The organism is Methylobacterium sp. W2 (assembly GCF_020662345.1).
Classification (GTDB): Bacteria; Pseudomonadota; Alphaproteobacteria; order Rhizobiales; family Beijerinckiaceae; genus Methylobacterium.
In genome coordinates, this window is the sequence record NZ_VMOA01000002.1 from 140,765 (window position 1) to 166,375 (window position 25,611).

At 68.2% G+C, this 25,611-nt stretch carries 26 protein-coding genes; 17 read left to right on the top strand and 9 right to left on the bottom strand.

What is annotated here, in order from left to right; genetic code table 11:
- Window positions 1-60 precede the first annotated feature (60 nt).
- On the top strand, window positions 61-657 hold the full coding sequence (locus tag FPV16_RS01865; RefSeq protein WP_227435700.1) for a sugar O-acetyltransferase: 597 nt from the start codon (window positions 61-63) through the stop codon (window positions 655-657).
- Between the two features lie 198 nt (window positions 658-855).
- Here the strand turns inward: FPV16_RS01865 and FPV16_RS01870 are convergent, their stop codons facing one another.
- Window positions 856-1,857 carry an NADP-dependent oxidoreductase gene (locus tag FPV16_RS01870; RefSeq protein ID WP_227435702.1) on the bottom strand — a complete coding sequence of 334 codons (1,002 nt, stop codon included), beginning with the start codon at window positions 1,855-1,857 and terminating at the stop codon, window positions 856-858.
- Window positions 1,858-2,292: 435 nt separating this feature from the next.
- Here FPV16_RS01870 and FPV16_RS01875 point away from each other — a divergent pair, with 435 nt between their 5' ends.
- Window positions 2,293-2,838 (top strand): TetR/AcrR family transcriptional regulator, encoded by a 546-nt coding sequence (locus tag FPV16_RS01875; protein WP_227435705.1) that lies wholly within the window; start codon window positions 2,293-2,295, stop codon window positions 2,836-2,838.
- 120 nt (window positions 2,839-2,958) lie between these two features.
- Here FPV16_RS01875 and FPV16_RS01880 read toward each other — a convergent pair whose 3' ends face one another.
- Window positions 2,959-3,504 (bottom strand): sugar O-acetyltransferase, encoded by a 546-nt coding sequence (locus tag FPV16_RS01880; RefSeq protein WP_227435706.1) that lies wholly within the window; start codon window positions 3,502-3,504, stop codon window positions 2,959-2,961.
- A gap of 132 nt (window positions 3,505-3,636) precedes the next feature.
- On the opposite strand from FPV16_RS01880, the gene FPV16_RS01885 reads away from it, so the two are divergent.
- Window positions 3,637-4,182: a TetR/AcrR family transcriptional regulator gene (locus FPV16_RS01885; RefSeq protein WP_227435707.1), complete on the top strand. Its 546-nt coding sequence runs from the start codon at window positions 3,637-3,639 to the stop codon at window positions 4,180-4,182.
- A 13-nt stretch (window positions 4,183-4,195) separates the two neighbouring features.
- Here FPV16_RS01885 and FPV16_RS01890 read toward each other — a convergent pair whose 3' ends face one another.
- Window positions 4,196-4,786, bottom strand: a complete 591-nt coding sequence (locus FPV16_RS01890) for a TetR/AcrR family transcriptional regulator (protein WP_227435709.1) — start codon at window positions 4,784-4,786, stop codon at window positions 4,196-4,198.
- Window positions 4,787-4,929: 143 nt separating this feature from the next.
- Here FPV16_RS01890 and FPV16_RS01895 point away from each other — a divergent pair, with 143 nt between their 5' ends.
- The 4 genes from FPV16_RS01895 to FPV16_RS01910 all read left to right on the top strand — a co-directional run bounded on the left by FPV16_RS01895 (window position 4,930) and on the right by FPV16_RS01910 (window position 8,433).
- Complete coding sequence (locus FPV16_RS01895) at window positions 4,930-5,760, top strand: oxidoreductase (RefSeq protein ID WP_227435710.1); 831 nt, start codon at window positions 4,930-4,932, stop codon at window positions 5,758-5,760.
- A gap of 53 nt (window positions 5,761-5,813) precedes the next feature.
- Window positions 5,814-6,110 carry a YciI family protein gene (locus tag FPV16_RS01900; protein ID WP_227435712.1) on the top strand — a complete coding sequence of 99 codons (297 nt, stop codon included), beginning with the start codon at window positions 5,814-5,816 and terminating at the stop codon, window positions 6,108-6,110.
- Between the two features lie 79 nt (window positions 6,111-6,189).
- Window positions 6,190-6,963, top strand: a complete 774-nt coding sequence (locus FPV16_RS01905) for an SDR family NAD(P)-dependent oxidoreductase (protein ID WP_227435713.1) — start codon at window positions 6,190-6,192, stop codon at window positions 6,961-6,963.
- Between the two features lie 486 nt (window positions 6,964-7,449).
- The gene (locus tag FPV16_RS01910; protein WP_227435715.1) at window positions 7,450-8,433 is read left to right on the top strand and encodes a hypothetical protein; all 984 of its coding nucleotides are present in this window, start codon (window positions 7,450-7,452) and stop codon (window positions 8,431-8,433) included.
- Here FPV16_RS01910 and FPV16_RS01915 read toward each other — a convergent pair.
- Together FPV16_RS01915 and FPV16_RS01920 are read right to left on the bottom strand one after the other, a co-directional pair.
- A complete protein-coding gene (locus tag FPV16_RS01915; protein ID WP_227435716.1) occupies window positions 8,421-9,611 on the bottom strand; it encodes a glycosyltransferase family 4 protein in 1,191 nt (396 codons plus the stop codon). The two genes, FPV16_RS01910 and FPV16_RS01915, sit on opposite strands and share 13 nt — an antisense overlap.
- An 8-nt stretch (window positions 9,612-9,619) precedes the next feature.
- The gene (locus FPV16_RS01920; protein ID WP_227435718.1) at window positions 9,620-10,660 is read right to left on the bottom strand and encodes a glycosyltransferase family 4 protein; all 1,041 of its coding nucleotides are present in this window, start codon (window positions 10,658-10,660) and stop codon (window positions 9,620-9,622) included.
- A gap of 72 nt (window positions 10,661-10,732) precedes the next feature.
- Between FPV16_RS01920 and FPV16_RS01925 the strand changes: the two genes are divergently transcribed.
- From FPV16_RS01925 to FPV16_RS01970, 10 genes are all read left to right on the top strand, one after another.
- Window positions 10,733-12,787: an HAD-IIB family hydrolase gene (locus FPV16_RS01925; RefSeq protein ID WP_227435719.1), complete on the top strand. Its 2,055-nt coding sequence runs from the start codon at window positions 10,733-10,735 to the stop codon at window positions 12,785-12,787.
- Window positions 12,777-13,649 carry a glycosyltransferase family 2 protein gene (locus FPV16_RS01930; RefSeq protein ID WP_227435720.1) on the top strand — a complete coding sequence of 291 codons (873 nt, stop codon included), beginning with the start codon at window positions 12,777-12,779 and terminating at the stop codon, window positions 13,647-13,649. The genes FPV16_RS01925 and FPV16_RS01930 overlap by 11 nt, the downstream gene beginning before the upstream one ends.
- 16 nt (window positions 13,650-13,665) lie before the next feature.
- On the top strand, window positions 13,666-14,775 hold the full coding sequence (locus FPV16_RS01935; RefSeq protein WP_227435721.1) for a glycosyltransferase: 1,110 nt from the start codon (window positions 13,666-13,668) through the stop codon (window positions 14,773-14,775).
- A 32-nt stretch (window positions 14,776-14,807) separates the two neighbouring features.
- Complete coding sequence (locus FPV16_RS01940; RefSeq protein WP_227435722.1) at window positions 14,808-15,761, top strand: galactosyltransferase-related protein; 954 nt, start codon at window positions 14,808-14,810, stop codon at window positions 15,759-15,761.
- Window positions 15,762-15,771: 10 nt separating this feature from the next.
- Window positions 15,772-16,848 carry a glycosyltransferase gene (locus FPV16_RS01945; protein WP_227435723.1) on the top strand — a complete coding sequence of 359 codons (1,077 nt, stop codon included), beginning with the start codon at window positions 15,772-15,774 and terminating at the stop codon, window positions 16,846-16,848.
- Window positions 16,849-17,233: 385 nt separating this feature from the next.
- The gene (locus FPV16_RS01950; protein WP_227435724.1) at window positions 17,234-19,585 is read left to right on the top strand and encodes a calcium-binding protein; all 2,352 of its coding nucleotides are present in this window, start codon (window positions 17,234-17,236) and stop codon (window positions 19,583-19,585) included.
- A gap of 452 nt (window positions 19,586-20,037) precedes the next feature.
- On the top strand, window positions 20,038-20,250 hold the full coding sequence (locus tag FPV16_RS01955) for a hypothetical protein (RefSeq protein WP_227435725.1): 213 nt from the start codon (window positions 20,038-20,040) through the stop codon (window positions 20,248-20,250).
- Window positions 20,251-20,308: 58 nt separating this feature from the next.
- Window positions 20,309-20,917 carry a hypothetical protein gene (locus FPV16_RS01960; protein WP_227435726.1) on the top strand — a complete coding sequence of 203 codons (609 nt, stop codon included), beginning with the start codon at window positions 20,309-20,311 and terminating at the stop codon, window positions 20,915-20,917.
- A 202-nt stretch (window positions 20,918-21,119) separates the two neighbouring features.
- Window positions 21,120-21,722 (top strand): ferritin-like domain-containing protein, encoded by a 603-nt coding sequence (locus tag FPV16_RS01965; RefSeq protein WP_227435727.1) that lies wholly within the window; start codon window positions 21,120-21,122, stop codon window positions 21,720-21,722.
- Window positions 21,723-21,734: 12 nt separating this feature from the next.
- Window positions 21,735-21,971, top strand: coding sequence for a DUF2171 domain-containing protein (locus FPV16_RS01970; RefSeq protein WP_227435729.1), 237 nt, complete (start codon window positions 21,735-21,737; stop codon window positions 21,969-21,971).
- Between the two features lie 133 nt (window positions 21,972-22,104).
- Here FPV16_RS01970 and FPV16_RS01975 read toward each other — a convergent pair whose 3' ends face one another.
- The 4 genes from FPV16_RS01975 to FPV16_RS01990 all read right to left on the bottom strand — a co-directional run bounded on the left by FPV16_RS01975 (window position 22,105) and on the right by FPV16_RS01990 (window position 25,520).
- Window positions 22,105-23,061 (bottom strand): HEAT repeat domain-containing protein, encoded by a 957-nt coding sequence (locus FPV16_RS01975; protein WP_227435730.1) that lies wholly within the window; start codon window positions 23,059-23,061, stop codon window positions 22,105-22,107.
- An 11-nt stretch (window positions 23,062-23,072) separates the two neighbouring features.
- Entirely contained in the window at window positions 23,073-23,306 is a 234-nt protein-coding gene (locus tag FPV16_RS01980) for a ferredoxin family protein (RefSeq protein WP_227435732.1), read from the bottom strand.
- Window positions 23,307-23,331: 25 nt separating this feature from the next.
- Complete coding sequence (locus FPV16_RS01985; protein WP_227435733.1) at window positions 23,332-25,077, bottom strand: fumarate reductase/succinate dehydrogenase flavoprotein subunit; 1,746 nt, start codon at window positions 25,075-25,077, stop codon at window positions 23,332-23,334.
- Window positions 25,078-25,160: 83 nt separating this feature from the next.
- Complete coding sequence (locus FPV16_RS01990) at window positions 25,161-25,520, bottom strand: DUF971 domain-containing protein (protein WP_227435735.1); 360 nt, start codon at window positions 25,518-25,520, stop codon at window positions 25,161-25,163.
- Between the last annotated feature and the right edge of the window lie 91 nt (window positions 25,521-25,611).

Below are 25,611 nucleotides of genomic sequence, written 5' to 3' on the forward strand. Positions count from 1 at the left end.
CGTCGCGTGGAGGATCAGGACGGGGTAAGGGTTCCCCCCGAAGCCAGATCGAGAGCGCGCATGCGAATTCCCGCCGAGACCAAGGCCCTGATGCTGTCGGGGGCGATGTACGACGATCTCTCACCCGAGTTGGTCGAGGCGCGTGCCGAGGCGGTCCGCCTGTCGAACGTGTTCAATGCCACCTGGGGGCAGCCGCAGGAAGCGAGGGACGAAGCCCTGCGATCCCTCCTGCGGAGCGTCGGATCCGGCTCCATGTTCGAGCCGGTGCTGCGGGTGGAATTTGGCGAGAACATCACCATCGGCCGCAACTTCTTCGCCAACTTCGATTGCATCATCCTCGATGGAGCCGAGGTGACGATCGGCGACTACGTCCTCTTTGGACCTCGCGTGGGAACCTACACGGCGAACCACGCCATCGATCCGCAGGAGAGGGCCGCAGGGGGATGCTTTGCCAAGCCCGTGACCATCGGCGATCGCTGCTGGATCGGGGGCGGGGTTCACATCATGGGTGGCGTGACCATCGGTGATGGCACCATCGTGGGCGCTGGTTCGGTCGTCACCAAGAGCCTGCCATCCAAGGTGATCGCCGGAGGTATTCCCGCGCGGGTGATCCGGCCCATTACGGATGCAGATCGAACGGGCTTCAAGACCCTGTAGACCTGACGAGACCGTTTCGGGTCCGGCCGTGTGAGAACGCCCTGATCCGATAGGGCAACTCCCGATCCGGGGAGGTCGGGATGACGCGTTTCATCGCAGGCGACGACCGTCGTCAGGCCACGCTCCGTCCTGATTGTCCGGACAATTCCGTCACGGCGACCGTGCATTCAGGCATCAGAGACATGCCCGATGTCCCCTTCATCGGATCTCGACCACGACCTTGCCCTTGGATCTTCCGGCCTCGAGCTCGGTCAGGGCATCGCTGGCCGCCTCGAAGGGGACCACCCGGTCCATGACCGGGCGAATGGTCCCCGCCTCGACCAGTGCCGCGATCTGCGCGAGTTGCGCCCCGTTCGCCCGCATGAACAGGAACGAATAGTCGACGCCGCGAGCCCTGGCTTGACGCCGGATACCGAGACTCAGCAGGCGCATGACCTGCGTGAGGAACCAGTTGAGCCCCTGCGCCTTGGCAAAACCTGGGTCCGGTGGGCCGGAGATCGATATCAATCTTCCGCCCGGCTTGAGAACCGTGAGGGACTTGCGAAAGATGTCGCCGTCCAGGCTGCTGAGGACGATGTCGTAGCCGGACAGGACCGTGTCGAAATCCTGGCGCGTGTAGTCGACCACGACGTCGGCGCCGAGGCTCTTGACCAGATCGGCATTCGCCGCGCTCGTCGTGGTCGCGACCGTGGCGCCGAGGTGCTTGGCGAGCTGGATGGCGAAGGTGCCGACACCGCCGGAGCCGGCGTGGATCAGGACCTTGTCGCCTGGCTTGACCTTGGCGCGCTCGACCAGGACCTGCCACGCGGTCAGGCCGACGAGGGGTATGGACGCCGCCTCGGCCATGGAGAGGTTCTTGGGCTTGAGCGCGAGATCCGCCGGGTCGACCGCGATGCGCTCGGCGAGGGTTCCGATGCGGCCATCCCGCGGCCGTGCATAGACTTCGTCACCCACCTGGAAGCCGCGCACCTCCGATCCGACCCGGATGACGCTCCCGGCGAGATCGTGGCCCAGGACGAAGGGCGGTGTGTAGGGAAGGAGCAACTTGAACTCGCCGTTGCGGATCTTGGCGTCCAGAACGTTCAGCCCGGCCGCACGAATCTCGATCAGAACGTCGCCCGTCCCAATGGTGGGTTCCGGCATATCGCCCAGCCGAAGCGGCTGCTTTTTCCTGTATCGGTCGAGAATGAACGCCTTCACGAGGTTACGGTCTCCGGAATCGAATGCTTGAACGACTTGCGAGGCGGCCACGTCGTGCGGTGCGCCATGCACCAGGCGAGGCTTGGGACAATCGCCCGTTGCGCCGCCTGGACGGCGTCCCATCCCCCTGCATCGTGACGCGCCGGGACCGTCAGGGGCTCGCGGGTTTCGAAACCCGCAGGCGCAGCATCGTCAATCTCGTCCGCCTCCATCATCGGAGGCCACGAGGCGCGATCCGCTCCTGACACGCTGTGGGGGTCCTGGGCAGGTTTCGCCCCGCCCTGTCCGTGCTCGTCCGTGACTGAAACGCGGGCTTTGACCGACATGGCAGGATCCCTGGTCTGACGAAGCAGTAATTATGATCGCCGTCATAATTGAAGTTTAATATGATCGCGGTCATATTTGTGTCAACGGTCCCACCGGAGATTCCTCGAGATGCGCGTGACCCAGGAGCAGATGCGCGAGAACCGCCACCGCATCCTTTCGGAGGCCAGCCGCCTGTTCCGTGAGAAGGGTTTCGACGCGGTCGGGATCGCCGAGGTGATGAAGGCCGCGGGCCTCACCCATGGCGGCTTCTATGGTCACTTCGCGTCGAAGGAGGAGCTGATGGCGCACGCCATCGCCCAAGCCACGACCGAGGTGTCAGGACGGTGCGACGATCCGCAGACCCTTGTGGCGAAGTACCTGTCACCCGCACATCGCGACAACGTCGCGGACGGGTGCCCGATGGCAGCCCTGGCCGCAGACGTCCGACACCGACCTCCCGCAACGCGGTCGGCGATGAGTGTAGGCATCCGCAGCCAGATCGACGGCTTGGCTCGAGCGCTGCCCGACGACGTCACCGCGGATAGACGCCGCGAGGCCATCGGCACCTACGCGGCCATGCTTGGCGCCCTGATCCTGGCGCGTGCGGTCGACGAACCGACGCTCTCGGACGAGATCCTCTCCGAGACCCGAGCCTGGATGGCTACCGCCCCGTGATTGCTGACATCCGACGGTGGCACGACGGGGGATGGGACGCGGGCGATGACCGCGTCGGGTCCGCGGCACGCCGCGCCTGCCTGCACCATGCCGGTCGCAATATCGCTCCTGTCATGCCGCTCAGCGCGGCCGGGCGGGATTGCCCATCACGGTCACTCCCGCAGGCACGTCGCGGGTGACGACCGCCCCCGCACCGATGATGGCATCGTCCCCCACGGTGACCCCTGGAAGGATCAGCGCGCCTCCTCCAATCCACACATTCGCCCCGATGAGGATCGGCAGCCCGCTTTCGACCCCCTCACGCCGGAGCGCGGGATCGCGAGGATGATCGGCGGTCAGGAACTGCACGCCGGGCCCCACCTGCGTCAGGTCGCCGATGGAAACGGGAGCGACGTCGAGGATCACGCAGTTGAAGTTCAGGAACACGCCCTCGCCGAGGGAGATGTGCTGACCGTAATCGCAGTGGAAGGGTGGGCGCACCACTGCGCCCTCGCCAACGTGAGCGAACAATTGGCGCAACAGCACTCTCCGCTCGGCGGGCGATGACGCGAGGGTCGTGTTGTATCGGGCCATCCACTCCCGGGCACGCTGAGCATCCGCCTTGAGTTCGGGGTCGCCCGGCAGGTAGGCCTCGCCCGCCAGCATCTTCTGCTTTTCGGTTCTCATGATCGGTCGATCCCCGCGCGTTTGGACGTCGACGGCCTGTCCTCAGCCGCCCACGTGTACATATGTACGCATCGGTGGAGGATGCCAACCGCGGCCGGACGGGTTCGTCGGCCCGTCATTTTGGAGATTGCCTTGACCGGAGCCCAGCGCCGTCACGATCCCGAGCGTCGTCTCCGTATCATCAGCGCCGCACTCGACGTCGTCGCCTCGCATGGCGTCGCCGGCACGACGCACCGCAGGGTTGCAGCAGCCGCCGACGTGCCACTCGGTTCGATGACCTACCACTTCACCAATATGGACGAGGTGCTGGTCGAGGCGTTCAGGCTTCTCGCGGACAGGGTGTCGACGCGGTTCACGGAGCGCCTTGCCACGGCAACGAACCTCGACGAGGCGTGCGAGGCCGTGGTCGATCTCATTGTCGATGAGAGTTGGGCCACGCCCCGCACCATGCTGCTGAGCTACGAGCTGTATGCCTTCGCGGCCCGCAATCCCCCGGTGCGTCAGGTCATGCAGGACTGGATGGAGAAAAGCCGCGCGGCGTTGCGGCGGCATTTCGCGCCCGACACCGCCAAGGTGCTGGACGCCTTGATCGAAGGCCTGTCGATCCATCGGTCGGTGGATCTGGAGCCGATGACACGAGCAGAAGTCCGTTCCGTGATCGGACGTTTGATTCACTGAGGTCGTGGTCGGTTCAGTCCGGTTCGTGACATGCGGCGGCGAGGAGATCATCCGCAACGCGGCCAAGGATCTCCCTGGAAAGCGCGGGATCGGGGACGACGCGGGACAGGATGACGGCGCCCACCATTTCGGACAGGGCCGCGACCGCCGCTGACCTTTTGTCCGTGGCATCCGCACCCGGCATGATGGCGACGAGAAGGTCGAGATAGCCGCTGACGATCGTCCCGAAGAACGAGCGCAGATTCGGGTCGTCACTCCGCGCCGCATCGATCGCCAAGGTCGCGAGACTGCATCCAACTCCCGGATTGTCCCGGTGTTGCTCGGAGACGTAGTAACGAACGAGCGCCGCGAAGGCGTCTCCGGTCTCCGCGCTGATCCGTTCCCGAATGTCTTGGCTGGACATCTCATAGGCACGGCGTACGGCCTCGACCACGAAGTCGTCCTTCGACCTGAACTGACGGTAGAAACCGCCGTGCGTCAGGCCGGCGGCCTTCATGAGGTCGGCGATGCCGATGCCCGCGATGCCGCGCTCGCGGAAGAGCGTCGCGGCGGTATCGAGCACCTTATGTCGGTTCTGCTCGACCTGCTCCCTGCTGACCTTCACGTCGGACCCCGTCAATGATGATGATCGACATATAAGGCACCCCCGTCGGTTTGTCAGCCGCCTTGGTTCCAAAGACCCGCTTGACAATGACGGTCATCATCAATAGCTATTGATGACGAACATAATCATTGGAGCGAGCAGCCATGAGCAACGTCGAGCGGAAAGCAGCCACCGAAAAGGTTGCCCTTGTCACGGGTGCCGCAGGCGGCATCGGCCTCGCGGCCGCCGTCGCCTTGAGCCGGAGGGGCTTCCGCGTCTTCGGTACGAGCCGGAAAGCGTCCCCCGGCGAGGTGCATCAAGGCATCGCCATGCTGCGCTGCGACGTCACCGACGACGCATCCGTGACGCAGGCGGTGGCGGAGGTCATCCGGCTTGCCGGCCGGATCGACGTCCTCGTGAACAATGCGGGCCGCAGCCTCATCGGCGCCGCCGAGGAATCCTCCCTCGGCCAGGCTCAAGGCCTGTTCGACATCAACCTCTTCGGCATCGTCCGGACCACCAATGCCGTCCTGCCGATCATGCGCACGCAGGGTAGCGGCCGGATCGTCAACGTCAGTTCGGTGGCGGGCTTCCTGCCGGGGCCGTACACGGCGCTCTACAGCGCGACCAAGCACGCCGTCGAAGGCTATTCGGAGTCTCTCGACCACGAGCTTCGTAGCTTCGGCATCCGCGTCTCCCTCGTCGCACCCGCCTTCACCCGGACCGAGTTGGAGACCAACGCGGACAAGCCGGACCGGACCCTCAGCGTCTACGACACAGGTCGCCAGGCGATGATCGCGACCTGGCAAAACGGCATCGCCTCCGGAGATCCGGTAGAGGCCGTCGCCGAAAAGGTCGTCGCAGCCGCCACCGATCAGCAGCCGAGCATCCGCTACACGCCGGGCAAGACGGCCGGCCGGCTCCGGTTCATGCGGCGCTACGTTCCCGAAAAAGCCTTCGACAAGAGCTTCCGCAAGCAGATGGGCGTCGTCTGACACGAACCATCCTCGCCCAAGTCATGATCGAGCAACAGGAATTCGGTCCAGCCATGAAATACTATCTCTGCAAGTACATCCCGCCGCGCTCCGACTTTCTGGCGACGATGAGCGCCGACGAGAAGGACTGGATGGGTCGGCATGGCGCCTTCCTCGACGACCTGCTCGAACAGGGCACCATCGTCGCGCATGGTCCGGTCATGGACCCGACTGGTCCATACGGGGTCTCGCTCTACCGGATCGCCGACGACCAGGACATCGCGGCGCTCACCTCGCAGGACCCCATCGTGCGGAACGGTGCCGGCCATTACGAGCACCATCCGATGCTGCACCTCAAGGCGCGGGGCTGACACCTCCACCGAACGACCGCCCGCACGCCATCGTGGCGAAAGCCGGTTCCGGCGGTCCAGGCTTCAAAGGGATACGTCCATGACAACCTCGCTCGTCACCGGTGCATCGAGCGGCATCGGCACCGTCTACGCACGTCGCCTGGCCGCCCGGGGGCACGATCTCGTCCTCGTCGCCCGGGCGACCGACCGACTGAACACCCTCGCCGATGAATTGCGGGCCGCGTACGGCGTCGCCGTCGAGGTCATCACCGCTGACCTCGTCGACCCGGCGCAGCGCGAACCGGTGCTGGCGCGTCTGCGCTCGACCCCGGCCATCGACCTCCTGGTCAACAATGCCGGCGCGGGGTTGATGGGAGGCTTCGTCGAGGCCGAGGCCGAAGCGATGCAGACGCTTCTGACCCTGAACGTCGTGGTCCCGACGTTGCTCGCCTCCGCCGTCATCGGCGGCATGGTCGAACGAGGCACCGGCTCCATCGTCAACATCGCGTCCGTCCTGGCGTTGCTGCCCGAATACTCGCCCGGCATCTACGCGGCCACGAAATCCTACCTGTTGACGCTCTCGCAGAGCCTGGCGGCCGAAGTCTCCCCGCACGGCGTTTACGTGCAGGCGGTCTTGCCGGCCGCCACGCGCACCGAGATCTACGAACGTGCCGGCGGCACCATCGACGCGGTGCCGAACGTCATGGAGGTCGACGATCTCGTCGATGCGGCGTTGGTCGGGTTCGACCGCAAAGAGATGGTGACGATCCCGCCGGTTCCCGAGGCGGCGGCGTGGGACGCGTTCGAAGAGGCGCGGTTCGCCTTGGCGAAGGGGTTCAGCAACTCGGAGCCGGCGGCCCGATACCGTCCTTGACGAGGGCGAGGACCGGCAACGGGCAACCAATGTCAAGCCAAGGTGTGGCGACCGCTTGATGCGTCACCGTCGAAGCGTAGCCTTGCCTTGCCTCGCGGACGCTTCGGTGTTCGACCTCAGCCCATTCGGCCGGCACGTCCCATGGGCCGAACAGTGCGCGGCCCAGATCCGCCCATCGAGACTCCCGACTCGAAGGGCTGGTCGGGTCCACGGGACGCGTGACGAATCCGCTGCGTTCCCGATCACGAAGACACTGCGTCGACATCCCCTTCGCGATATCCCGAGCTGGGAATCCCGGTTAACGGGTGTGGGACCGAGGTGTCGGTCACGCCCTCGCCGCGACACGCCAGCGTGGCGGTGAACTCGTCCGGAGCAAACGTGACGTACCTCATCGAGACCCACCTCGAACGTGGCCGGCGAGACGCCGCCTTGCCGGAGCCGGGTACGCCCGTGGCGCGATGAGGCAGGGCGCGAGGAATGAGATCCATGCGACGCTGTTTCGTCTGTGAGGCCGATAGCCTCGAGCCGACGGACCGGCACATCGTCCATGAGGATGGGCGACGGCGGGCGTTTCCCTTCGCCTGTGCCTCGTGCGGCGTGCTGATCGAGGCCGGGGCGGAGTCCGCCGCATGCTGGGCCGATCTCGCGCGAGGCTTGGCCGGACGCGCGTTCCGCCTCGACCCGCAAGCGCCCTACGGTCTCGACATCTACACCCTGCGCCTTGCCGCGACCCGGCTGCGCCGTGGCGTGCGGGCGGCGTGCGAGGCCGACCGGGCGGCACTGCTCCATCCGCATTCCGAACGGGCCGCCGCCGGAGACCTGTTCGATCTCGACGCCGCGCTGCCGGCAACGGTCTCGCTCGGCCTCCTCTGCCGGCCGCAGGATCTGGACGCCGTGCTGGCCCGCCTCCCCGCCCATGCGGCCTGGACCAGCGACGTGGCGATCCTCCTCGACGCTCCCGACAGCCCGCAGGTTTCCGCCGCCATCGCCGGCTATCCCCCCGGCGCCGTGCGGATCGCCGCCCGGCCCCTCGCCGGCGACTTCGCGGCCCAGCGCAACGCGCTGCAGGACCTGTCGCGCCGTGCCTGGATGCTCCAGCTCGACGCCGACGAGGAGTTGGCACCCGCCGTGGGTGAGCTGCTTCCGGCCCTGGCCGCCCTGGCCGAGGAGGGGGACGTCCTCTCCATCGGCCTGCCCCGGCGCAACCGCGTCGACGGGATCCTGTCGGATGTCTATCCGGACGTTCAGTACCGCCTGAATCGCGCGGATGTCCGCTTCGGGGGGCGTGTTCACGAGCGGCCCGATCTCGGCGGTGCGTGGCGGCGGGGCTTCATCGCCCTCTACGGCGCCATCGAGCACCGGCTCTCGCGCGCCCATGTGGAGGCGCGGTCCCGGCGCTACGAGGCGATGGATCCCGGCCGGGGGCGGCCGGAGGAGGAAACGGCACTGCTGCGCCCCTATCGGCCCTGACGCGCTCCCGCGATGGCGCGTTCGTAGAGCGCCAGGGTCTCGGCTCCGAGCCGCGCCCGGTCGAAGGCACCGCTCGCCGCCAGGGCGCGGTCCCGCAGGCGCAGGCGCAGGACGGAATCCAGGAGCAGCGGCCGGATGGCGTCGGCCAGGGCCGCCCCGGTCGCCTCCTGCGCGAGAATGCCTGCGCCCGGCCCACCGATGAAGGCGCGGGCACTGGCATCCTCGGCGCAGGCCACCACCGGGCGGCCATGGGCCAGGGCTTCCTGATAGACGAGGCCGAAACTCTCGTAGCGCGAGGGGGCGAGCACCGCATGCGCTCGCCCATAGGCGGTCTCCAGGGCCACGGCGTCGATCCGGCCGAGGGCGCGCAGGCGCCGTCGCGCGACGGCGGGACAATCCGCCGGGAGGTCGGCTTCGGAGACGCCGACGAGGGCGATCTCGAAGGCGGGAAGCGTTCCGGTCTCGCCTTCGGCACCGAGGATCGCGGCGGCCGCCAGCAGCAGATCGAACCCCTTGCGCGGCTCGGCCCGGCCGACGAACAGCAGGCGGACCGGGCCGTCCGTGGCCTCCGGGTAGGGCGCGGCGCGAGCGCGTTCCAGCATCTCCGGGGGCAGGCTCAGGCCGATCACGGCGTGGGGCCGGCCGGGGCGGAGACCATAGAGCGCCGTCATCCGCATGGCGTGCTCGCCGGTGTTCGAGATCAGGCCGGCGCTCGCCCGGGCCTGCCGACGTTCGAGCCGGTCGGCGGCGAGACCGTCGAGGCGGTCGCGCAGGGAGGCGGCCGGTTCGCGCGAGAAGGCGGCGGGCGTCGAATTGCGGGTCACCAGGGGCGGGGCATCACCGCCTCCGAGGAGGGCGGCCGGCCCGTACCAGTTCGTGGCCTCGATGCAATCGAAGGGATTCCGGGCATGCGCCCGCAGCACCGCCCGGCGGAAGGCGATGGGCGCGGCGAGGTGCCCGGCCGATCCCCACAGGCGCAGCCGCGCGAGGGAGGAGGCCGGCGGGAGGCCGATCCCCTCGACCCCGACGCCCGCATGGTCGCCGGACCCGGTACGGTCGAGGGTGAACACCGTGACAGTGATGCCGAGCGCGCTCAGGCTCTCGGCGATCTCGCGCGCGGCGGTGGAGAGCCCGCTCGGGGCGGGGGGATAGTCCCAGGCGAGGAGCGCCGTGCGCATGCACCCGCTCACCGGCCGAGCAGACGCCGGTAGATCGCGAGGTAGTCGGCGGCCATGCGCTCGGCGGTGAAGCGCGCCTCGAAGCGGCGGCGCACCTGCGCCCGGTTGAGCTCGCCCACCCGCGCCAGGGCCGCCACCGCCTCGGCCTCGGAGGAGACGACGAAGCCCGTGACCCCGTCCTCGACGATCTCCGGCACGGAGCCGCGATTCCAGGCGATCACCGGGGTGCCGCAGGCCATGGCCTCGATCATCACGAGGCCGAAGGGTTCGGGCCAGTCGATAGGGAACAGCAGGGCGCGGGCGCCGCCGAGGAGCCGGCCCTTGGCGCCGTCATCCACCGGGCCGACATAGACGGCGTCGTCACCGAGCAGCGGGCGGACTGCCCGGTCGAAATAGTCCGGGTTTCCCACATCCACCGTCCCGGCGAGGCGGATCGGCAGGCCCGCCGCGCGGGCGACGCGGATGGCGACGTCGGGCCGCTTCTGGTCGGTCATCCGGCCGATGAAGGCGAGATGGCCCTCCGGCTCCGTCCGCAGGGCGTAACGGTTGCGAGCGATGCCGTGATGGACGATACCGGCGCGGTTCGCCGCCGGGATGCCGGCTTCCTGCGCCGCCGAGATCGCCGCCACGGGCAGGTCGGGGAAGCCGGCGAAGAACAGCGCCCGGTCGCGCTCGTCCACGCGCCAATGCACCGTCGTCAGGCTGCGGCATCGCCGCGCGCCGAGCACGGGGGCATGCGCGAACTCGCCGTGGCAATGGACGATGTCGAAATCGTCGAGGCGGCGGGCAAGCGCCTCCATCTGCAGGGCTTCTAGGGCGGCGGGCACCCCCGGAGCCACCCGGCCCTCACGGGCCTCCAGGGCGGCGAGACTGAGGTGATCCCCGACCCTTGGTATATCTGTCACACTGTCCGCCGGGGCGAAGAGGATTATTTCCACCCCTAAGTTCCGCAGTGCTATGCTCAGATCATGGATGACGCGCTCCGTCCCGCCATGATGCGTCGGAGGGGTCGGAAAGATGTTGGGTGCAACCTGCGCAATACGGATCACAGGTTGTTCTTGTGTTTTAGAAATAACATTTGACACTTTATCCGTATTCCATGTGACGGCACCCCGCCGCTGATGTTCGTTCTTCACATCGCGCTTCAAGGATGTCTTCGCGGTGACGACGTCGCCTACGGCCTGACCGCCGATACGGGCGGCCATATCCGCTACTTGCTCGATCTCGTCCGGGCCTGTGCCCAGGACGCGGCCGCAGACCGGATCGTCATCGCCACCCGCCTGTTCGAGAGTGCGCTCGGGGCCGACTATGCCGTGCCCGAGGAAGCCGTATCGGACAAGGTGACGATCGTGCGACTCGCCAGCGCGTCGCCGGATTACCTGCCCAAGGAAGCGCTGCACGGGGAGGTGGCGAGCTTCTCCGAAGCCCTCGTCACCTGGATTGCCGCGCAGCCCGTGCGCCCCGCCATGATCCACGCGCATTACGCCGATGCTGCCGCCGTCGCCGCCCTGGTGGAGGATCGGCTCGGCATCCCCTTCGTGTTCACCGCGCATTCCCTCGGGCGGGTGAAGGCCCGCGCCATGGGCCGGCCGCCGACGGATACCCCGTCCCTGGCGCACCGGATCGCGGCCGAGGAGACGGCCCTGGCCCGCGCCGCCCTGGTCATCGCCTCCTCCCGCGACGAGGCCGAGGTGCAATACGCGACCTATGCCGCCTACGATCCCGGCCGCATCCGCGTCCTGCCGCCGGGCAGCGACCTGGCGCGCTTCCACGCGGCGCGTACCTGCCCGAGGGTCGACGCCTCCATCGACCGTTTCCTGCGCGAGCCCGGCAAGCCCGCGCTGCTCGCTCTCGCCCGGCCCGTGGCGAGAAAGAACCTCGCCGCCCTGGTCACCGCCTATGGCGAGAGCCCAGAGCTCCAGGCGCGCGCCAACCTCGTCCTCGTGGCCGGAACCCGCGACGACCTCGACGACCTCGACGGCGGCATGGCCGAGACCATGCGCGACCTCCTCGTGCTCATCGACCGCCACGATCTCTACGGGCGGGTGGCCTATCCGAAGACCCACCGCCCCGACGACGTGCCGGCCCTCTACGCCTATGCCCGCGAGCGCGGCGGGGTGTTCGTCAACCCGGCCCTCAACGAGCCCTTCGGCCTGACCCTGCTCGAGGCCTCCGCCGCCGGCCTGCCCCTGGTCGCCACCGATAGCGGCGGTCCCAACGACATCGTCGAGACCTGCGGCAACGGCCTCCTCGTCGATCCGCGTGATCCGGCCGAGATCGCGCGGGCCTGCCTGCGCATCCTCACCGAGCCCGGCCTGCGCGAACGCTACGTCGCCGGCGGCGAGCGGGCGGCGGCGGCCTACGATTGGGACCGGCATGCCGTGCGCTACCACGCCCTGCTGCGCGCCCTCGAGGCGGCCGAGGGGCCGTCGAGCCATCCGCGCCAGCTCCTGATCTGCGACATCGACAACACCCTGGTCGGATGCGACGCCGGCCTCACCGCGTTCCGGCTCTGGCGCAGCGAGCAGGAGGGCCTCGCCTTCGGCGTCGCCACCGGGCGGTCGTTCCACAGCGCCATGGCGATCCTGGAGCAGCAGGCGAGCCCGCGCCCCCAGGTGATGATCACGTCGGTGGGCTCGGAGATCTATCATCTCGACGCCAACGGGGTGAGCTACACCGCCGACCGGGCGTGGCGGGACGTGGTGTCCCGTGGCTGGAGCCGGGAGGAGGTGCGGGCCGTGCTCGGGCAGGTTCCCGACCTCGTTCCGCAAGGCCCCCTGGAACAGCGCCCGCACAAGCTCAGCTATTTTGGCGACGCCGCCACCGCCCGGCGCGTGCGGGGCAGGCTCGACGCCTCGGGCCTCGCCGCCTCGATCATCCACAGCCACGGCCGCTACCTCGACGTGCTGCCGCCCGCGGCCTCGAAGGGGACGGCGGTCGATCACGTCCGCGCGCTGTACGGCCTCGCCGAAGGCAACGTGTTCGTAGCGGGCGATTCCGGCAACGACGTGGAGATGCTGCGGGTGCGGCGACAGGCGATCATCGTCGCCAACTTCTCCGACGACCTCGCCACCCATGCGGCGCTCGGCCATTCCTACGTCGCCCGCGCCTCGCATGCGCGCGGCGTCATCGAGGGCGTCGCGCATTTCCGGAAGACGCCCGTCCATGCCGGCTAGCACGGCCTCGGCGAGCGTTCTCACCCTGGTCCGCCACCGCGAGGAGCATCTGCGCAACCTGATGCGCGGGCTCGCCCGGCAGACGGTGGCGCCCCTGGAACTCGTGATCGCCTGGATGCAGCCGGAGACGGCCCCAGACTTGCCGGATCCCGGCTGTCCCGTCCGCCACCTGCACGTGCCGGGGGAGCCGATGCCGCTGGCCGCCGCCCGCAACCGCGCCGCCGAGGCGGCGGAGGGCGAGCGCCTGATCTTCCTCGACGTGGATTGCATCCCCGGGCCGGGGCTGGTCGCGGCCTATGCCGGAGCCGAAGCCGAGGCGCTGCTGCTCGGCGAGGTGCTCTACCTGCCCGAGGGCGCCGTGGGGCCTCACCTCGATTGCGAAGCCCTCGACCGTGCCGGGCGGGTGCATCCGGCCAAGCCCCCGATCCCGGAGACCGGCCTGCGCCCGGAGCCGGAGGCGCGGGAGCTCTGGGGCCTGTCCTTCGCCCTTCCGGCCTCCGCCTACCGCAGCGTCGGCGGCATGGACGAGGGCTTCTCGGGCTATGGCGGCGAGGAAACCGATTTCGCCGTGCGCCTCGCGGCCTCCGGCCTGCCGACCTTCTGGATCGGGGGGGCGCGGGCCTACCACCAGCATCACCCGGTCCACGTGCCGCCCCTGCCGCATTTCGACTCGATCCTGCGCAACGCCAGCCGCTTCCATGCCCGGCACGGCACCTGGTGCATGGAATACTGGCTCGGCCAGTTCCGCGAGGCCGGCCTCATCGCCTGGGACGCGCAGGCCACCGCCATCCGGCGCCTGCGCGCTCCCGACCCCGCCGAGATCGCCGCCGCCCGGCAGCCCGGCACGCGCCTGTTCTCCTGAACCCATCCTGAGCCCCATGACGAAACCCATCGCCTTCTTCGTCCATCACCAGGGGCGCGGACACGCCAACCGCACCCGCGCCGTGGTGGCCGAGTTCGCCGCCACGCGGCCGGTCTCCGTCCTCACCGCCGATCCGAGCCTGTTCGACGGGTTCTCCCGCGATATCGAGATCGTCGCCCTGCCCAACATGATCGGCGCCAGGGTGCCCACCGCGCGCCTGTTCGCCGAGCCGACGCCCCGCGTGATGCATTGCGTGCCGCTGGGCGTGAGGGAGACGCGCCGGACCATGCGCACCATCCTCGATCATCTCGACGACCGGGAGGTCGGCCTGTTCGTGGTGGACGTCTCGGCCGAGATCGCCCTGCTGGCGCGCGCGGCGAGCGTGCCGGCGGTGCAGATCCGCATGCACGGAGACCGCTCCGACATCGGCCATGTGGGCGCCTACGAGGCCTGCATCGGCATGCTCGCCCCCTTCGACGAGCGGCTGGAGCAGGACGATTACCCGGATTATCTCCGCGCCAGGACCTTCTACAGCGGCGGCCTGTGCACCAGCGTCGATCCGGTGCTCTCGCGCGCCGAGGCCCGCGCCCGCTTGCGGCTCGATCCCGACCGGGAGATCGTCGTCGCCGTGACCGGCGGCGGGGGCAGCGGCACGCCCTACGCGCCCCTCACCGTCGCGGCACGCGCCGTGCCCGACGCCCTCTGGCTGACCCTCGGGCCGACCCACCGCGAAGGCCACGAGACCGATTTCGGCAACCTGCGCGAACTCGGCTGGGTGCCGTCCGTGACCGACTATATCGCCGCCGCCGACATCGTCATCGCGTCCGCCGGCGACAACACGGTCCACGAGGTCGCGCGGGTGGGCGGGCGCCTCGTGGTGATGCCCGAATGGCGCTATTTCGGCGAGCAGACGCGCAAGGCCGAGGCCCTGGTGCGCCTCGGCGTCGCCGTGCAGGCTCCGCACTGGCCCGGCGACCTCCAGGGCTGGCGCGATCTCCTCGACCGGGCGCGCCGGCTCGACGGCGAGACCCTGCGCCCGCTCCATGCCCCGGAGGCCGCCGCCCGCGCCGCCGGCTGGCTCGAAACCCTCACCGACGAACTCTGGGCCGGCGCGCCCGCCGCTTGAACCCTTCCGCTCCCCAAAATCGGACCTCGAGAATGTCGACCGTTTCCGTCGTGACGCTGGCCAAGGGACGGCCTACGCATCTCACCAACCTCGTCCTCGGCCTGATGCGTCAGACGCAAGCGCCCGCCGAACTCGTCGTCGCCCGCATGCAGGACGAGCCCTACGACCTGCCGGAGGCGCCGTTCCCGATCCGTCAGATCCCGGTGGCGGGCGACCCGCTGCCGCTGGCCGCCGCGCGCAACCGCGCCGTGGCGGCCGCGTCCGGGGAGGCGGTGGTCTTCCTCGACGTGGACTGCATCCCCGCGCCCACCCTCGTGGCGGATTACGCGCGCCGCCTCGAGGAATGCGACGGATTGCTGATGGGCGAGGTACTCTACCTCCCCGGCGGCGCCACTGCCGGCGCGTGGAGCTGCGACGGCTTCGCGGATGTCGCCGTCCGGCATTCGGACCGGCGCGGCCCGCCGGCCGAGGGGATCGAGATCTGCAACGATTATCGCTGCTTCTGGTCCCTGAACTTCGCCATGCGGAAAGCGACCTTCCTCGGCGTCGGCGGTTTCGACGAGCGCTATGCGGGCTATGGCGGCGAGGACACCGATTTCGGCAAGCTCCTCGACGGGCGCGGCATCGCCATCGCCTGGCTCGAAGGCGCGCGCGTCTATCATCAGTACCACCCGCACCACATGCCGCCGATCCATCATCTCGATAGCGTGGTGCGCAACGCCGAACTGTTCGAGGCGAAATGGGGCTACCGGACCATGGGCCACTGGCTCCATGCGTTCCGCCTCATGGGCCTGATCGACGACACGCCCGGGCGGCCGATCCGCATCCTGCGCCGCCCGGATGCCGACGACCTGGCGCTCACCGGCCAGCAGAGCCACCAGCCCTATTCGAACACCGCTTCGGTCATCCGCATCCTCGATGCGCGCAACGCCGCCGCCCTCACCGAGCGGGCTGGAATCCTCGCGGCGGAGCCCGAGCCGGCATGAAAGCCATCCGATGAGGATCGCGCTCCTCGCCCATGTGCGCCAGCCCATCGCCCAGCCGTTCAAGGGCGGCATGGAGGCCCATAGCTGGCACCTCGCCCGGGGGCTGCAGGCCCGCGGCCACGAGGTCGTGCTGTTCGCCTCCGGCGACAGCGACCCGCGCTTCACCCTCGACCCGGTCCTGCCCGAGCATCAGGAGCGGACGTTCCCCGGCCAGGAGCATACCGGCAACCCGGCGCTGATCGCCCATCTCGATGCCGGCTACGCCGCCGCCTGCGACGGGATCGCCGCCGGCGGCTTCGACGTGGTCCACAACAACAGCCTCAGCCGCCTGCCCCTGGCGCGCGGGCGAACGGAGGCGGTGCCCACCGTCACCTCCCTCCACGTGCCGCCCTACGATGCCCTGCGCTGGTTCGTTCACGACGGTGTCGCCCCCTCTCACCGGATCACGGTGACGTCGCAAGGGCAGCTGCGGGCCTGGTTCCCGGACGGGGCGCCGCCCGAAGTCTCGGTGCTCCATAACGGCATCGACCCGGCCGATTGGCCCTACCGCGACCAGGGCGACGGCAGTGCCGTCTGGTGCGGCCGGATCACGCCCTACAAGGGGACGCACCTCGCCATCGAGGCGGCCCGCAGGGCGGGCATCGCCCTCACCCTCTTCGGCTCGACGGAGGATGCCGAATACTGGGAAGAGGCGGTCAGGCCGCTCCTCGGCGGGGCGATCCGCTATGGCGGCCATCTCGACGGGGCCTCCCTCGCGGCGGAAGTCGGACGGGCCTCGGTCTTCCTGTTCACCCCCTGCTGGGACGAGCCGTTCGGCCTCGTCGCCATCGAGGCCATGGCCTGCGGCCTGCCCGTGGCCAGCATCGACAGGGGAGCGGCCCGCGAGGTCATCGGCGAAGCGGGCGCCTTCGCCCCGCCCGGAGACGCCGCCGCCCTCGCCGACGCGATCGGGCAGGCATTGGCCATCCCGCGACGGACCCCGCATGACCGCGTCCGCCGCCACTTCACGCACGACGTCTGGTTGAACGCGTGCGAGGCGCTGTACGCCGACGTCCGACATTCGCACCCCGGCAACCGGGATCGATAGAGAGCCCGACGTGACGCGCCTCCCGCTGGGATGCGTGGTCCGTCCAAAGCCCGTCGGACGGCCGCCGTCGCGGGGCGGCCCTGAACTACGATCCGAAATGGCTTGACGTCGAAGGCTTTAGCCTCTTCCTGCCATCGAATGCTGCAGAGCACAAAACGATAACTCACTGCAGCAAAACGAATACAGATTCCGAAGCATACGAAAACGATCATTAAGTATTGAATCGTACCCAACCCTCAATATGGCGGGAACTGCGGCAGTGCTCCGGAACCGTTTGAGCATGCAAGGCCTTTGAAGCTCGGGCATCAAACGCCCCCATGCCATGTAAGCCGGCATGATCTTCAATTTATCCCGTCGTTCTCGATTTGTGGGTTTGGAGAAAACAATGGCCACTGTCTCGATCCTTACCAATGCTGGCTTCGACGTTCGCGACTTCTTTGTTCCCAACCTGGGTGGTGCCGACCTCACATTCACAGGGCTCGTCGACAGCGTCGGGGACCTCCTTCTCGACGGCACCCGAACCGATACGTTCGAGGTTCTGACGATCGAGGCGAACGGCCTCACCTACAACTACAGCGGCAATTGGGAGATCGAGGCCTCGACCGGCCTGGTGACCGGAACGGTCTCGGCGTCGGGCGGGTATGACGGGGTCGAGGTCAAGCTCGGCAACACCGTCCTGGCGACGCTCGACCTGCCGTTCCAGCCGGTGAACCTCGGAACGGAAACGAGTGCCGGCATTCTCGGGAGCGTCGGAACCCTCGTGACGGATCTCGTCGGCGGCACCGTGGACATCCTTCTCGGAACCCTCGATGACACGGTCTCCCTGGTCGGGCTCAATCTCGATGCCACGCCCGATCTCATCGACATCGTCATCGATGCCGGCGGCACCCAGACCGGCGGCGATGGCGACGACACCCTGCGCGGCGGCATCGGCGGCGATACCCTCGACGGCGGCGCCGGCAACGACACCATGATCGGCGGCCGCGGCGACGATACCTACATCGTCGATTCACCCGGCGACACCGTCGTGGAGGCCCCCGGCCAGGGCGACGACACCGTCCGCTCGTCGGTGACCTACACCCTCCCCGACAACGTCGAGAACCTGATCCTCCTCGGCACCGGCGACATCGACGGCACCGGCAACGCCCTCGACAACAGCATCGTCGGCAATGACGGTGACAACCGCCTCGACGGCGGGGCCGGCAACGACCGGCTCACCGCACGCGGCGGCGACGATGTCCTCATCGGCGGCGCCGGCGACGACACCCTGCGCGGCGGCGCCGGCGATGACGTCTACGTCGTGGATTCCACGGGCGATGAGGTCATCGAGGCCGCCGACGAGGGCAACGACACCGTCCGTTCGTCGGTGACCTACAGCCTCGGCGCCAATGTCGAGAACGTCATCCTCATCGGAACCGACGCCATCAACGCCACCGGCAACGAGGGCGACAACAGCCTCGTGGGCAATGGAGCCGACAATCGTCTCGACGGCGGCGCCGGAAACGACACGCTCGCCGGACGAGGCGGCAACGACACCCTCATCGGCGGTACCGGTGCGGATACGATGCGCGGGGGCACCGGAAACGACACCTACGTGGTCGACGATGCAGGCGATCGGGTGATCGAGTTGCCCGGCGAGGGCACCGATACCGTGCGCTCCTCGATCGACTACACCCTCGGTGACAATGTCGAGCGCCTCGTCCTGAGCGGCGCCGGAGATCTCGACGGAACCGGCAATGCCTTGAACAACGCCATCTTCGGAACCGGCGGAGACAATACCTTGAGTGGCGGGGGCGGGAGCGACATCCTGTACGGCAACGGCGGGAATGACGTCCTCGACGGCGGAACCGGCTCCGACACCCTTTATGGCGGGCTCGGCGACGACATCTACGTGGTCGATGCCACGGGCGATAAGGTCATCGAGCTTGCCGGCCAGGGCACGGATACCGTCCGTTCTTCGGTCAACCACATCCTCAGCGACAATGTCGAGTCCCTTGTCCTGACCGGGGGTGCGAACATCAACGGCGGCGGCAACGCCCTCGACAACAGCCTCGTCGGCAACGATGGCGACAACCGCCTCGACGGCGGAGCGGGCGCCGACAGGATCGTCGGCAACGGCGGGGACGATACGCTCATCGGCGGCACCGGAGCCGACACCATGATCGGCGGGCGCGGCAATGACACGTATGTCGTCGACGACGCTGGCGACGTTGCAGTCGAACAGTCTCGTGAAGGCACCGACACGATCCGGTCGACGGTCAGCCATACGATGGAAGCCAACATCGAAAGGATGGTGCTGTACGGAACCGAGGATCTCACCGCCAACGGCAATGCCACCAACAACCAGATCTACGGCAATGCCGGCAATAACGAGATCTACGGCGGCGACGGCCGTGACCTTCTCTACGGCCGCGCCGGTGCGGACACGTTCGTGTTCAAGGACGCCACCGACAGCGACGTCGCCGTCGGCGGACGCGACATCATCAAGGACTTCGATTTCGCTCAAGGCGACCGCATCGACCTGAGCGCGATCGATGCGAATTTCGGGCTCGCCGGTGACCAGGGCTTCCAGTTCGTCGGAACCCAGGCGTTCTCGGGCGAGGCCGGCGAACTGCGGATGAAGTTCGGCGGCGGCAACACCCTCCTGCAGGGTGATACCAACGGCGATGGAGCGACCGACTTCGCCGTCCTGCTCCAGGGCCAGCATGTCCTCGACAGCGGGTCGTTCATCGTCTGACGCGGCTCCACCGACGGTCGATCGCCCTCCGGCCCCGGATGGCGCGACACGCCGGCGACGACCACACGAAGAGCGGGGGGCCGGCGGCTCCCCGCTCTTTTTCCAAGGATCTTTCCAAGGATCTCGGCGCGGGGATAACGCGAGGATCCTCATGGTGTGAGCCAAACCGACGGGATTGCGGTTTCCGGTGATCCGGTGACGTTCCGGGCTTGACGCTGGTATACCAGAGAGACCAAGATGCGGACGCTCCTCGAGAGGAGCCTTCCTATGAGCAAAACTTCACCCGCCCGGCTTCGGCCGAGGCGGGCTTTTCCGTATTGGCCAACCCCTCGCGCCCTGATTCCGGCGGCTGACGGGGCGGGAAGACGCGGCGCGGGCGCAGGGAGCCGACGCGCGAGGCTGGGAGTCGGGCCTTCGCGCCCTATCCTCTCTCCTCGACTGCGAGGCGCGCCATGAACGACAACGAGCATGCCGTCTACGCCATCGCTCCCGAACTCGGAGGGTGGACGGTCTACGACACCAAGACGCTGGAGCCGGCGCGGGTGAAGGGCGTCCGGCAGGTCGGGCTGGGCCGGGAGGCAGCCCATGCCCTCGCGGACGTCCTCAACGCCATGGAGCGGACGGCACCCGGATCATCCCTGCCCCGGTCTGACGGACCGCCATAGGACACAACGCCCCATCCGCGAGTCCCCGCACCGGTGGCCCGCCCAAGGAACCCAGCTTATGTCGTCATGGCCGGACCTCGACGATCCCCACCTCGCCCTCGTCGGCAATGCGCCGGAGATCGGCGATCACGGCCGGGCCATCGACGGGGCCTCCTGCGTGGTGCGCTTCAACAACGCCGCGGGTTTCGGCGGCCCGGCGGGATCGCGCGTGAGCCTCCTCGCCCTCGTCAATCGCGGGGGCCAGGCCCGCGCCTGGGTGGAGGATGACGGGTTCCTCGATCGCCCCGTGATCCGGCGGGCCCGCAGCTACCTGCTGGCCTTCCCCGAACTCTCGCCGGACGAGGAGGGAGCCCATGAGCGCGTCTGCTGGACGGCTCCCCTGAGGGACAAGCTCGCCCACCGCCCGGTCCATGTCCTGCCATCTGCCCTGCATGACCGTGCCCGCGGCCTGCTGGCCCCTCGTGTCTCCGGCACCCCGAACCCGAGCACGGGCTTCCTCGTGGCCCTCGCCATCATCGAGGGGCGGAGACCGTCACTGCCCCCGATCGACGTCTACGGGTTCGGCTTTGCCGGCTGGTCGGGCCATCCCTGGGACGCCGAACGAGACTGGTTCACGGCCTGCGGCGAGGCCGGACGCCTGCGGCTCCATCCTCCCGCCGCGTCCTGACGTCGGCACGACCGGTGGGCGCGGCAGAGAGCGACCGGGAAGCGAAAGGTTCCACGGCAGAGGGCAATCCCCATAGTTTTCCCCCAAATATTGATCTCTATTTTTTGGGAGCCGCAAGGCAAAGCGAGCGTTCCTTGAAGGACTGCCAGCGCCATGCCGCGTCGGTACGAAACAATACACTCGTTCAAGTGGGATGATGTCTATGGCCGCCAAGCAGAAAACCTTGAATGATGCTTTCTACGAGACCCTCAAGGACGTCTATTATGCGGAGAAGCAATCGGTCCGCGCGTTGAAGAAGTCGGCCAAATCCGCCGAGCACGACGAGTTGCGTCAGGCGTTCGAGACCCATGCCGAGGAGAGCGCCGTCCAGGTCGAGCGCCTCCAGCGGGTGTTCGAGATCATCGGCAAGTCGGCGCGGGCCAAGACCTGCGAGGCCATGCAGGGTCTGACCGCCGAGATGGAAGAGGATCTCGAGGATTTCGGCGACAGCCCCGCAGCGGATGCGGTCCTGATCGGCTGCGCGCAGGCCGTCGAGCATTACGAAATCGCCCGCTACGGCACCCTCAAGACCTGGGCGAGCCAGCTCGGCTACGAGGATGCCGCCAAGCTCCTCGACGAGACCCTTCAGGAGGAGAAGAAGACCGACGAACTCCTCACGCAGATCGCGTTGAGCCTCAACGTCGAAGGCTCCGACGAGGCCGGGACCGACGACAAGGCCGCGACACAGGACGAGGCCGAGACGGAGGAGGAGGCAGCTCCGCGGAAGAAGAGCGGCAAAACCGAGTCGAAGGCCAAGACCAAGTAGGGAGTTCGAACCATGGTCGATACCAGCAAGATCCAGGAGCACATGCCGGTCGTCGGTTCGGATGACGGCCATGTGGGCACGGTCGACCACCTCGACGGGCAGCGCATCAAGCTTACCCGGACCGATCCCGAGGCACAGGGCCGGCATCACTTCATCCACATCGACTCGATCGATGCTGTGGAGGACGGCAAGGTCCGGCTGAACCGGACCTCCGCCCAGGCCAAGGACGAGTGGGGCACCGCGGAATAGTCCGACGCTTCGGGCCGGAATGCGAAGGGGTTGCCGATGAGGCAACCCCTTTTTTCGTCGTCGATCGTGAGGCCCGGCCGAAGGATATCGCCTCCGCCGGCAACCGCGCGTCGGTGCCGGAGGAGACGCCGGATCAGGCACTCGCCCGGCAACGTCCGATCGCCCAGCGGATCAGCTTGCGCACGTCCGGATCGGGATCGTCGGCGGAGGCTTCGAGGAGGCTCAGCGCACGGGGATCGGCGATCTCGCCGAGGGCGGCGGCCGCCTCCTTTCGCAGGTTGCTGACATCGGAGCCGAGGGCGGCGCCGAGGACCGGGATGGCCCCCGTCGCCTTAATGCGACCGAGGGCGTTGGCCGCCTTGCTCCGCACCTGCCAGAACGGATCCGCCATTGTGGCGATGAGGGGATCGACGGCCTCCGGCAGGCGGATCTTGCCGATGGAGACCACGGCCTCCTCGCGGACCTGCCAGTTGGTGTCGGCTAAGCCGCCGAGGAGGATCGCGACGCCGGGGCCGGCGCTGCGGACGAAGACCAGGGCCGCCATGGTGGCGCGCCGCACGGTCTCGTCGGGATCGGCGGCGGTGGCCATCAGGGCCGGCAGGGCATTGTCCGCCTTGAGATAGCCGATGACGCCGATCCCCTCGCGACGGACCTCCGGTGCCGGGCTCCGAAGCGCACGGAGGGCGGCGGACAAGGCATCGGGCAGGACGAGTTCGCGCAGGGCCCTGAGGGCGGCGGCCTGCACGAAGGGGTCGGGATGCTCGGCCCGCTCGATGAGGAGGGGCCCGCAGGACGGCTCCTTCTTTGCGGCGAGCGTGTCGGCCGCCATGCGGCGCACGTCCGGATCGCCATCCTCCAGGGAGCGCACGAGACCTTCGACGACGGCCGGTCCATCGTGCTCGTCCAGCGCCTTGGCGGCGGCGGCGCGAACGACGGGGTCGGCATCGCCGAGCCCGTCGAGCAGCAGCACAGCGGCGCGCGCGCCCACGGCTTCGGCCAGCTCCATCATCGCCACGCGCCTGATGCCGGGATCGGCATCGGCGCAACGCAGCGCCACATCGTCGAGATCGTCGTCGAACGGATCGAACATGGTCGATGGCCTCAGCGCAGAAGGTAGGGGATGTTGACCTTCACCGCATTGGTCGGGCAATCGACCTCGCAGGGCATGCAATACCAGCATTCGTCGTACTTCATGTAAGCTTTCTGGCGAACCTCGTCGATGGCGAGGATGTCGAGCGGACAGACGTCGACGCAGACACGGCAGCCTTTTTCGGCGATGCACTTGGCATCGTCGATGACGACGGCGGCGCTGGAGGATTGGGTGATGATCGGCATGGTCTTCTCCGGGATCGCGTAAAAGTCACTCGGCCGCTTCCGGCGTCTTGATGCGGAGCTGGTGGTAGGCGGACATGTCCTCGGCCGCGACGGGGACGATGTACGGATCGACCTCGCGCTTGGCATGCGCCATGCGGCCCCGATCGTCCTTGAACAGCACGGTGTGGCAGTTCCAGTTGACGTCGTCGGTCTCGGGGTGATCGACGCGCAGGTGATAGAAGCCCCAGCGGCTCTCGGTGCGGTAGAGCGAGGCGGCGGCCGCCATGTCGGCGCAGTCGAGGATCGACTGCATCTCCAGCGCCCGGTGCAGTTCGTGCGGATCGCGGGCGACGAGGAGGTCGAGATCTTCGCGGATCTCGGCAAAGCGCCGCTGGCCGAGTTTCATCTTGGCCGTCACCTTGGGCGGGTCGAGGTAATCGTTGACGAGGCGGCGGGTCTTGAACTCCATCTCGTGAGGGGTGAGGCCGTCCGTGCGCAGGGTCGGTGCCAGGACGCGCGCCGTCTCGGCGTCGATGTCGCCCTGGTCGTAGGACGCGAGCGGGTTCGAGGCGCAGTAGGCCGCGGCATCCGCGCCGGCGATGCCGCCGTTGACGAAGGCGCCGAGCATGTAGTTGTGCGGCACGCCCGCCATGTCGCCCACGGCGTAGAGGCCGGGAACCGTGGTGCGGGCGTGCTCGTCGACCCAGACCCCGGAGGCCGAATGGCCCGAGCAGAACCCGATCTCCGAGATGTGCATCTCCACGGGGCGGTGACGGTAATCGGTGCCGCGCCGGTCGTGGAAGCGCCCGCGCGAGGGCCGCTCGTTGGTATGGAGGATCGTCTCGATCTCGGCGATCGTCTCCTCGCGCAAGTGATCCATCTTGAGGAAGACCGGGCCGTTGCCGCTCTGAAGCTCGCGCCAGAATTCGAGCATCATCTGGCCCGACCAGTAATCGCACTCGATGAAGCGCTCGCCGCGATTGTTGGCGGTGTATCCGCCGAACGGGCCGGTGACATAGGCGCAGGACGGGCCGTTGTAATCCTTGATGAGGGGGTTGATCTGGTAGCATTCGAGGTTCGCGAGCTGCGCGCCGGCGTGATAGGCCATGGCGTAGCCGTCGCCGCAATTGGCCGGGTTCTCGTAGGTGCCGAACAGGTAGCCCGAGGCCGGCAGGCCGAGGCGTCCGGCCGCGCCGCAGGCCAGAACCACGGATTTCGCCTTCACCACGAGGAACTCGGAGGTGCGGGTGTTGACGCCGATCGCGCCGGCGATGCGCCCGTCCGGCCCCTTGAGCAGCCGCGTCGCCATGTAGCGGTTGGTCACCGCCACCTGGAGCCGGCGCAGCTGCCGGTAGAGCACCTTCTTGACGTTGTGCCCCTCCGGCATCGGCAGCACGTAGGTCCCGAGATGGTGGACCTTGCGCATGTTGTATTCGCCGGACCCGTCCTTCTCGAACTTGACCCCGAGCTTGTCGAGATACTGGATCATCGGGAACGAGCCCCGCGCATAGGCCATCACCGCCGCCTGGTTGACGATGCCGTCATTGGCGACGGTGATCTCCTTCACATACTGCTCGGGCGTGGCGTAGCCGGGCACGACGGCGTTGTTCAGCCCGTCCATGCCCATGCTGATGGCGCCCGAACGCTTCACGTTGGCCTTCTCCATCACCATGACGCGCAGGGACGGATCGGCCTCCTTCGCCTTGATCGCCGCCATCGGACCGCCGGTGCCGCCGCCGATGACGAGGATGTCCGTCTCGATGATCTCGATTCTGTGGGCGCTCGCGGCCATGGCGATCTCTCGGTTCCCGAGCGCGGCCGCAAGGCGCGCGCTCGTGCAGACGGTGCGATGAGGTGAGGGGGGAGCGGCGCGGATCAGGCCGCGCGGGCGGGCTCGGCGGCCTCGCGCGCGAGCTCGCGCAGGTAGACCCACGGGTAGATCCCGCGCGCATGCCCGTCCGAAAAGGCGAGGTGAACCGCAAAGCCGCCCATCGGCTCGATGCGCGTGAGGGCGATGTCCTGCTCCACCGCCGGAAAGCGGTCCTGCAGGCGGTCGCGGGTGCACCAGCCGCAACGGCAGCGCAGGCGCAGGGTCGCCGCCGAGAGCACGGCCTGGGTGCCGTCGTGCCACGTGAGACGCAAGCTGCGCTTGTCGCGCGCAAGAGCGGCCTCCTCCGGGATGGCCTCGGGATCGATCGGCGGAGAGGCGGGGATCGGGATCACGTCGCTGTCCATTCCAGGGTCCATCGGACTGGAGGGCATTGGACAGGAGGCGCGTGCGCCGGGACAGCAATTACTTGCCGAACCGAAGGCTGTTCGCTCTATC

Coding starts and splice junctions, on each gene's coding strand:
- FPV16_RS01980 (WP_227435732.1), bottom strand. CDS start 23,306: ATGCCGATCATCACCCAATCCTCCAGCGCCGCCGTCGTCATCGACGAT.
- FPV16_RS01955 (WP_227435725.1), top strand. CDS start 20,038: ATGAACGACAACGAGCATGCCGTCTACGCCATCGCTCCCGAACTCGGA.
- FPV16_RS01965 (WP_227435727.1), top strand. CDS start 21,120: ATGGCCGCCAAGCAGAAAACCTTGAATGATGCTTTCTACGAGACCCTC.
- FPV16_RS01900 (WP_227435712.1), top strand. CDS start 5,814: ATGAAATACTATCTCTGCAAGTACATCCCGCCGCGCTCCGACTTTCTG.
- FPV16_RS01925 (WP_227435719.1), top strand. CDS start 10,733: ATGTTCGTTCTTCACATCGCGCTTCAAGGATGTCTTCGCGGTGACGAC.
- FPV16_RS01915 (WP_227435716.1), bottom strand. CDS start 9,611: ATGCGCACGGCGCTCCTCGCCTGGGACTATCCCCCCGCCCCGAGCGGG.
- FPV16_RS01985 (WP_227435733.1), bottom strand. CDS start 25,077: ATGGCCGCGAGCGCCCACAGAATCGAGATCATCGAGACGGACATCCTC.
- FPV16_RS01950 (WP_227435724.1), top strand. CDS start 17,234: ATGGCCACTGTCTCGATCCTTACCAATGCTGGCTTCGACGTTCGCGAC.
- FPV16_RS01970 (WP_227435729.1), top strand. CDS start 21,735: ATGGTCGATACCAGCAAGATCCAGGAGCACATGCCGGTCGTCGGTTCG.
- FPV16_RS01940 (WP_227435722.1), top strand. CDS start 14,808: ATGTCGACCGTTTCCGTCGTGACGCTGGCCAAGGGACGGCCTACGCAT.
- FPV16_RS01990 (WP_227435735.1), bottom strand. CDS start 25,520: ATGGACAGCGACGTGATCCCGATCCCCGCCTCTCCGCCGATCGATCCC.
- FPV16_RS01975 (WP_227435730.1), bottom strand. CDS start 23,061: ATGTTCGATCCGTTCGACGACGATCTCGACGATGTGGCGCTGCGTTGC.
- FPV16_RS01960 (WP_227435726.1), top strand. CDS start 20,309: ATGTCGTCATGGCCGGACCTCGACGATCCCCACCTCGCCCTCGTCGGC.
- FPV16_RS01930 (WP_227435720.1), top strand. CDS start 12,777: ATGCCGGCTAGCACGGCCTCGGCGAGCGTTCTCACCCTGGTCCGCCAC.
- FPV16_RS01945 (WP_227435723.1), top strand. CDS start 15,772: ATGAGGATCGCGCTCCTCGCCCATGTGCGCCAGCCCATCGCCCAGCCG.
- FPV16_RS01865 (WP_227435700.1), top strand. CDS start 61: ATGCGAATTCCCGCCGAGACCAAGGCCCTGATGCTGTCGGGGGCGATG.
- FPV16_RS01895 (WP_227435710.1), top strand. CDS start 4,930: ATGAGCAACGTCGAGCGGAAAGCAGCCACCGAAAAGGTTGCCCTTGTC.
- FPV16_RS01905 (WP_227435713.1), top strand. CDS start 6,190: ATGACAACCTCGCTCGTCACCGGTGCATCGAGCGGCATCGGCACCGTC.
- FPV16_RS01910 (WP_227435715.1), top strand. CDS start 7,450: ATGCGACGCTGTTTCGTCTGTGAGGCCGATAGCCTCGAGCCGACGGAC.
- FPV16_RS01880 (WP_227435706.1), bottom strand. CDS start 3,504: ATGAGAACCGAAAAGCAGAAGATGCTGGCGGGCGAGGCCTACCTGCCG.
- FPV16_RS01935 (WP_227435721.1), top strand. CDS start 13,666: ATGACGAAACCCATCGCCTTCTTCGTCCATCACCAGGGGCGCGGACAC.
- FPV16_RS01875 (WP_227435705.1), top strand. CDS start 2,293: ATGCGCGTGACCCAGGAGCAGATGCGCGAGAACCGCCACCGCATCCTT.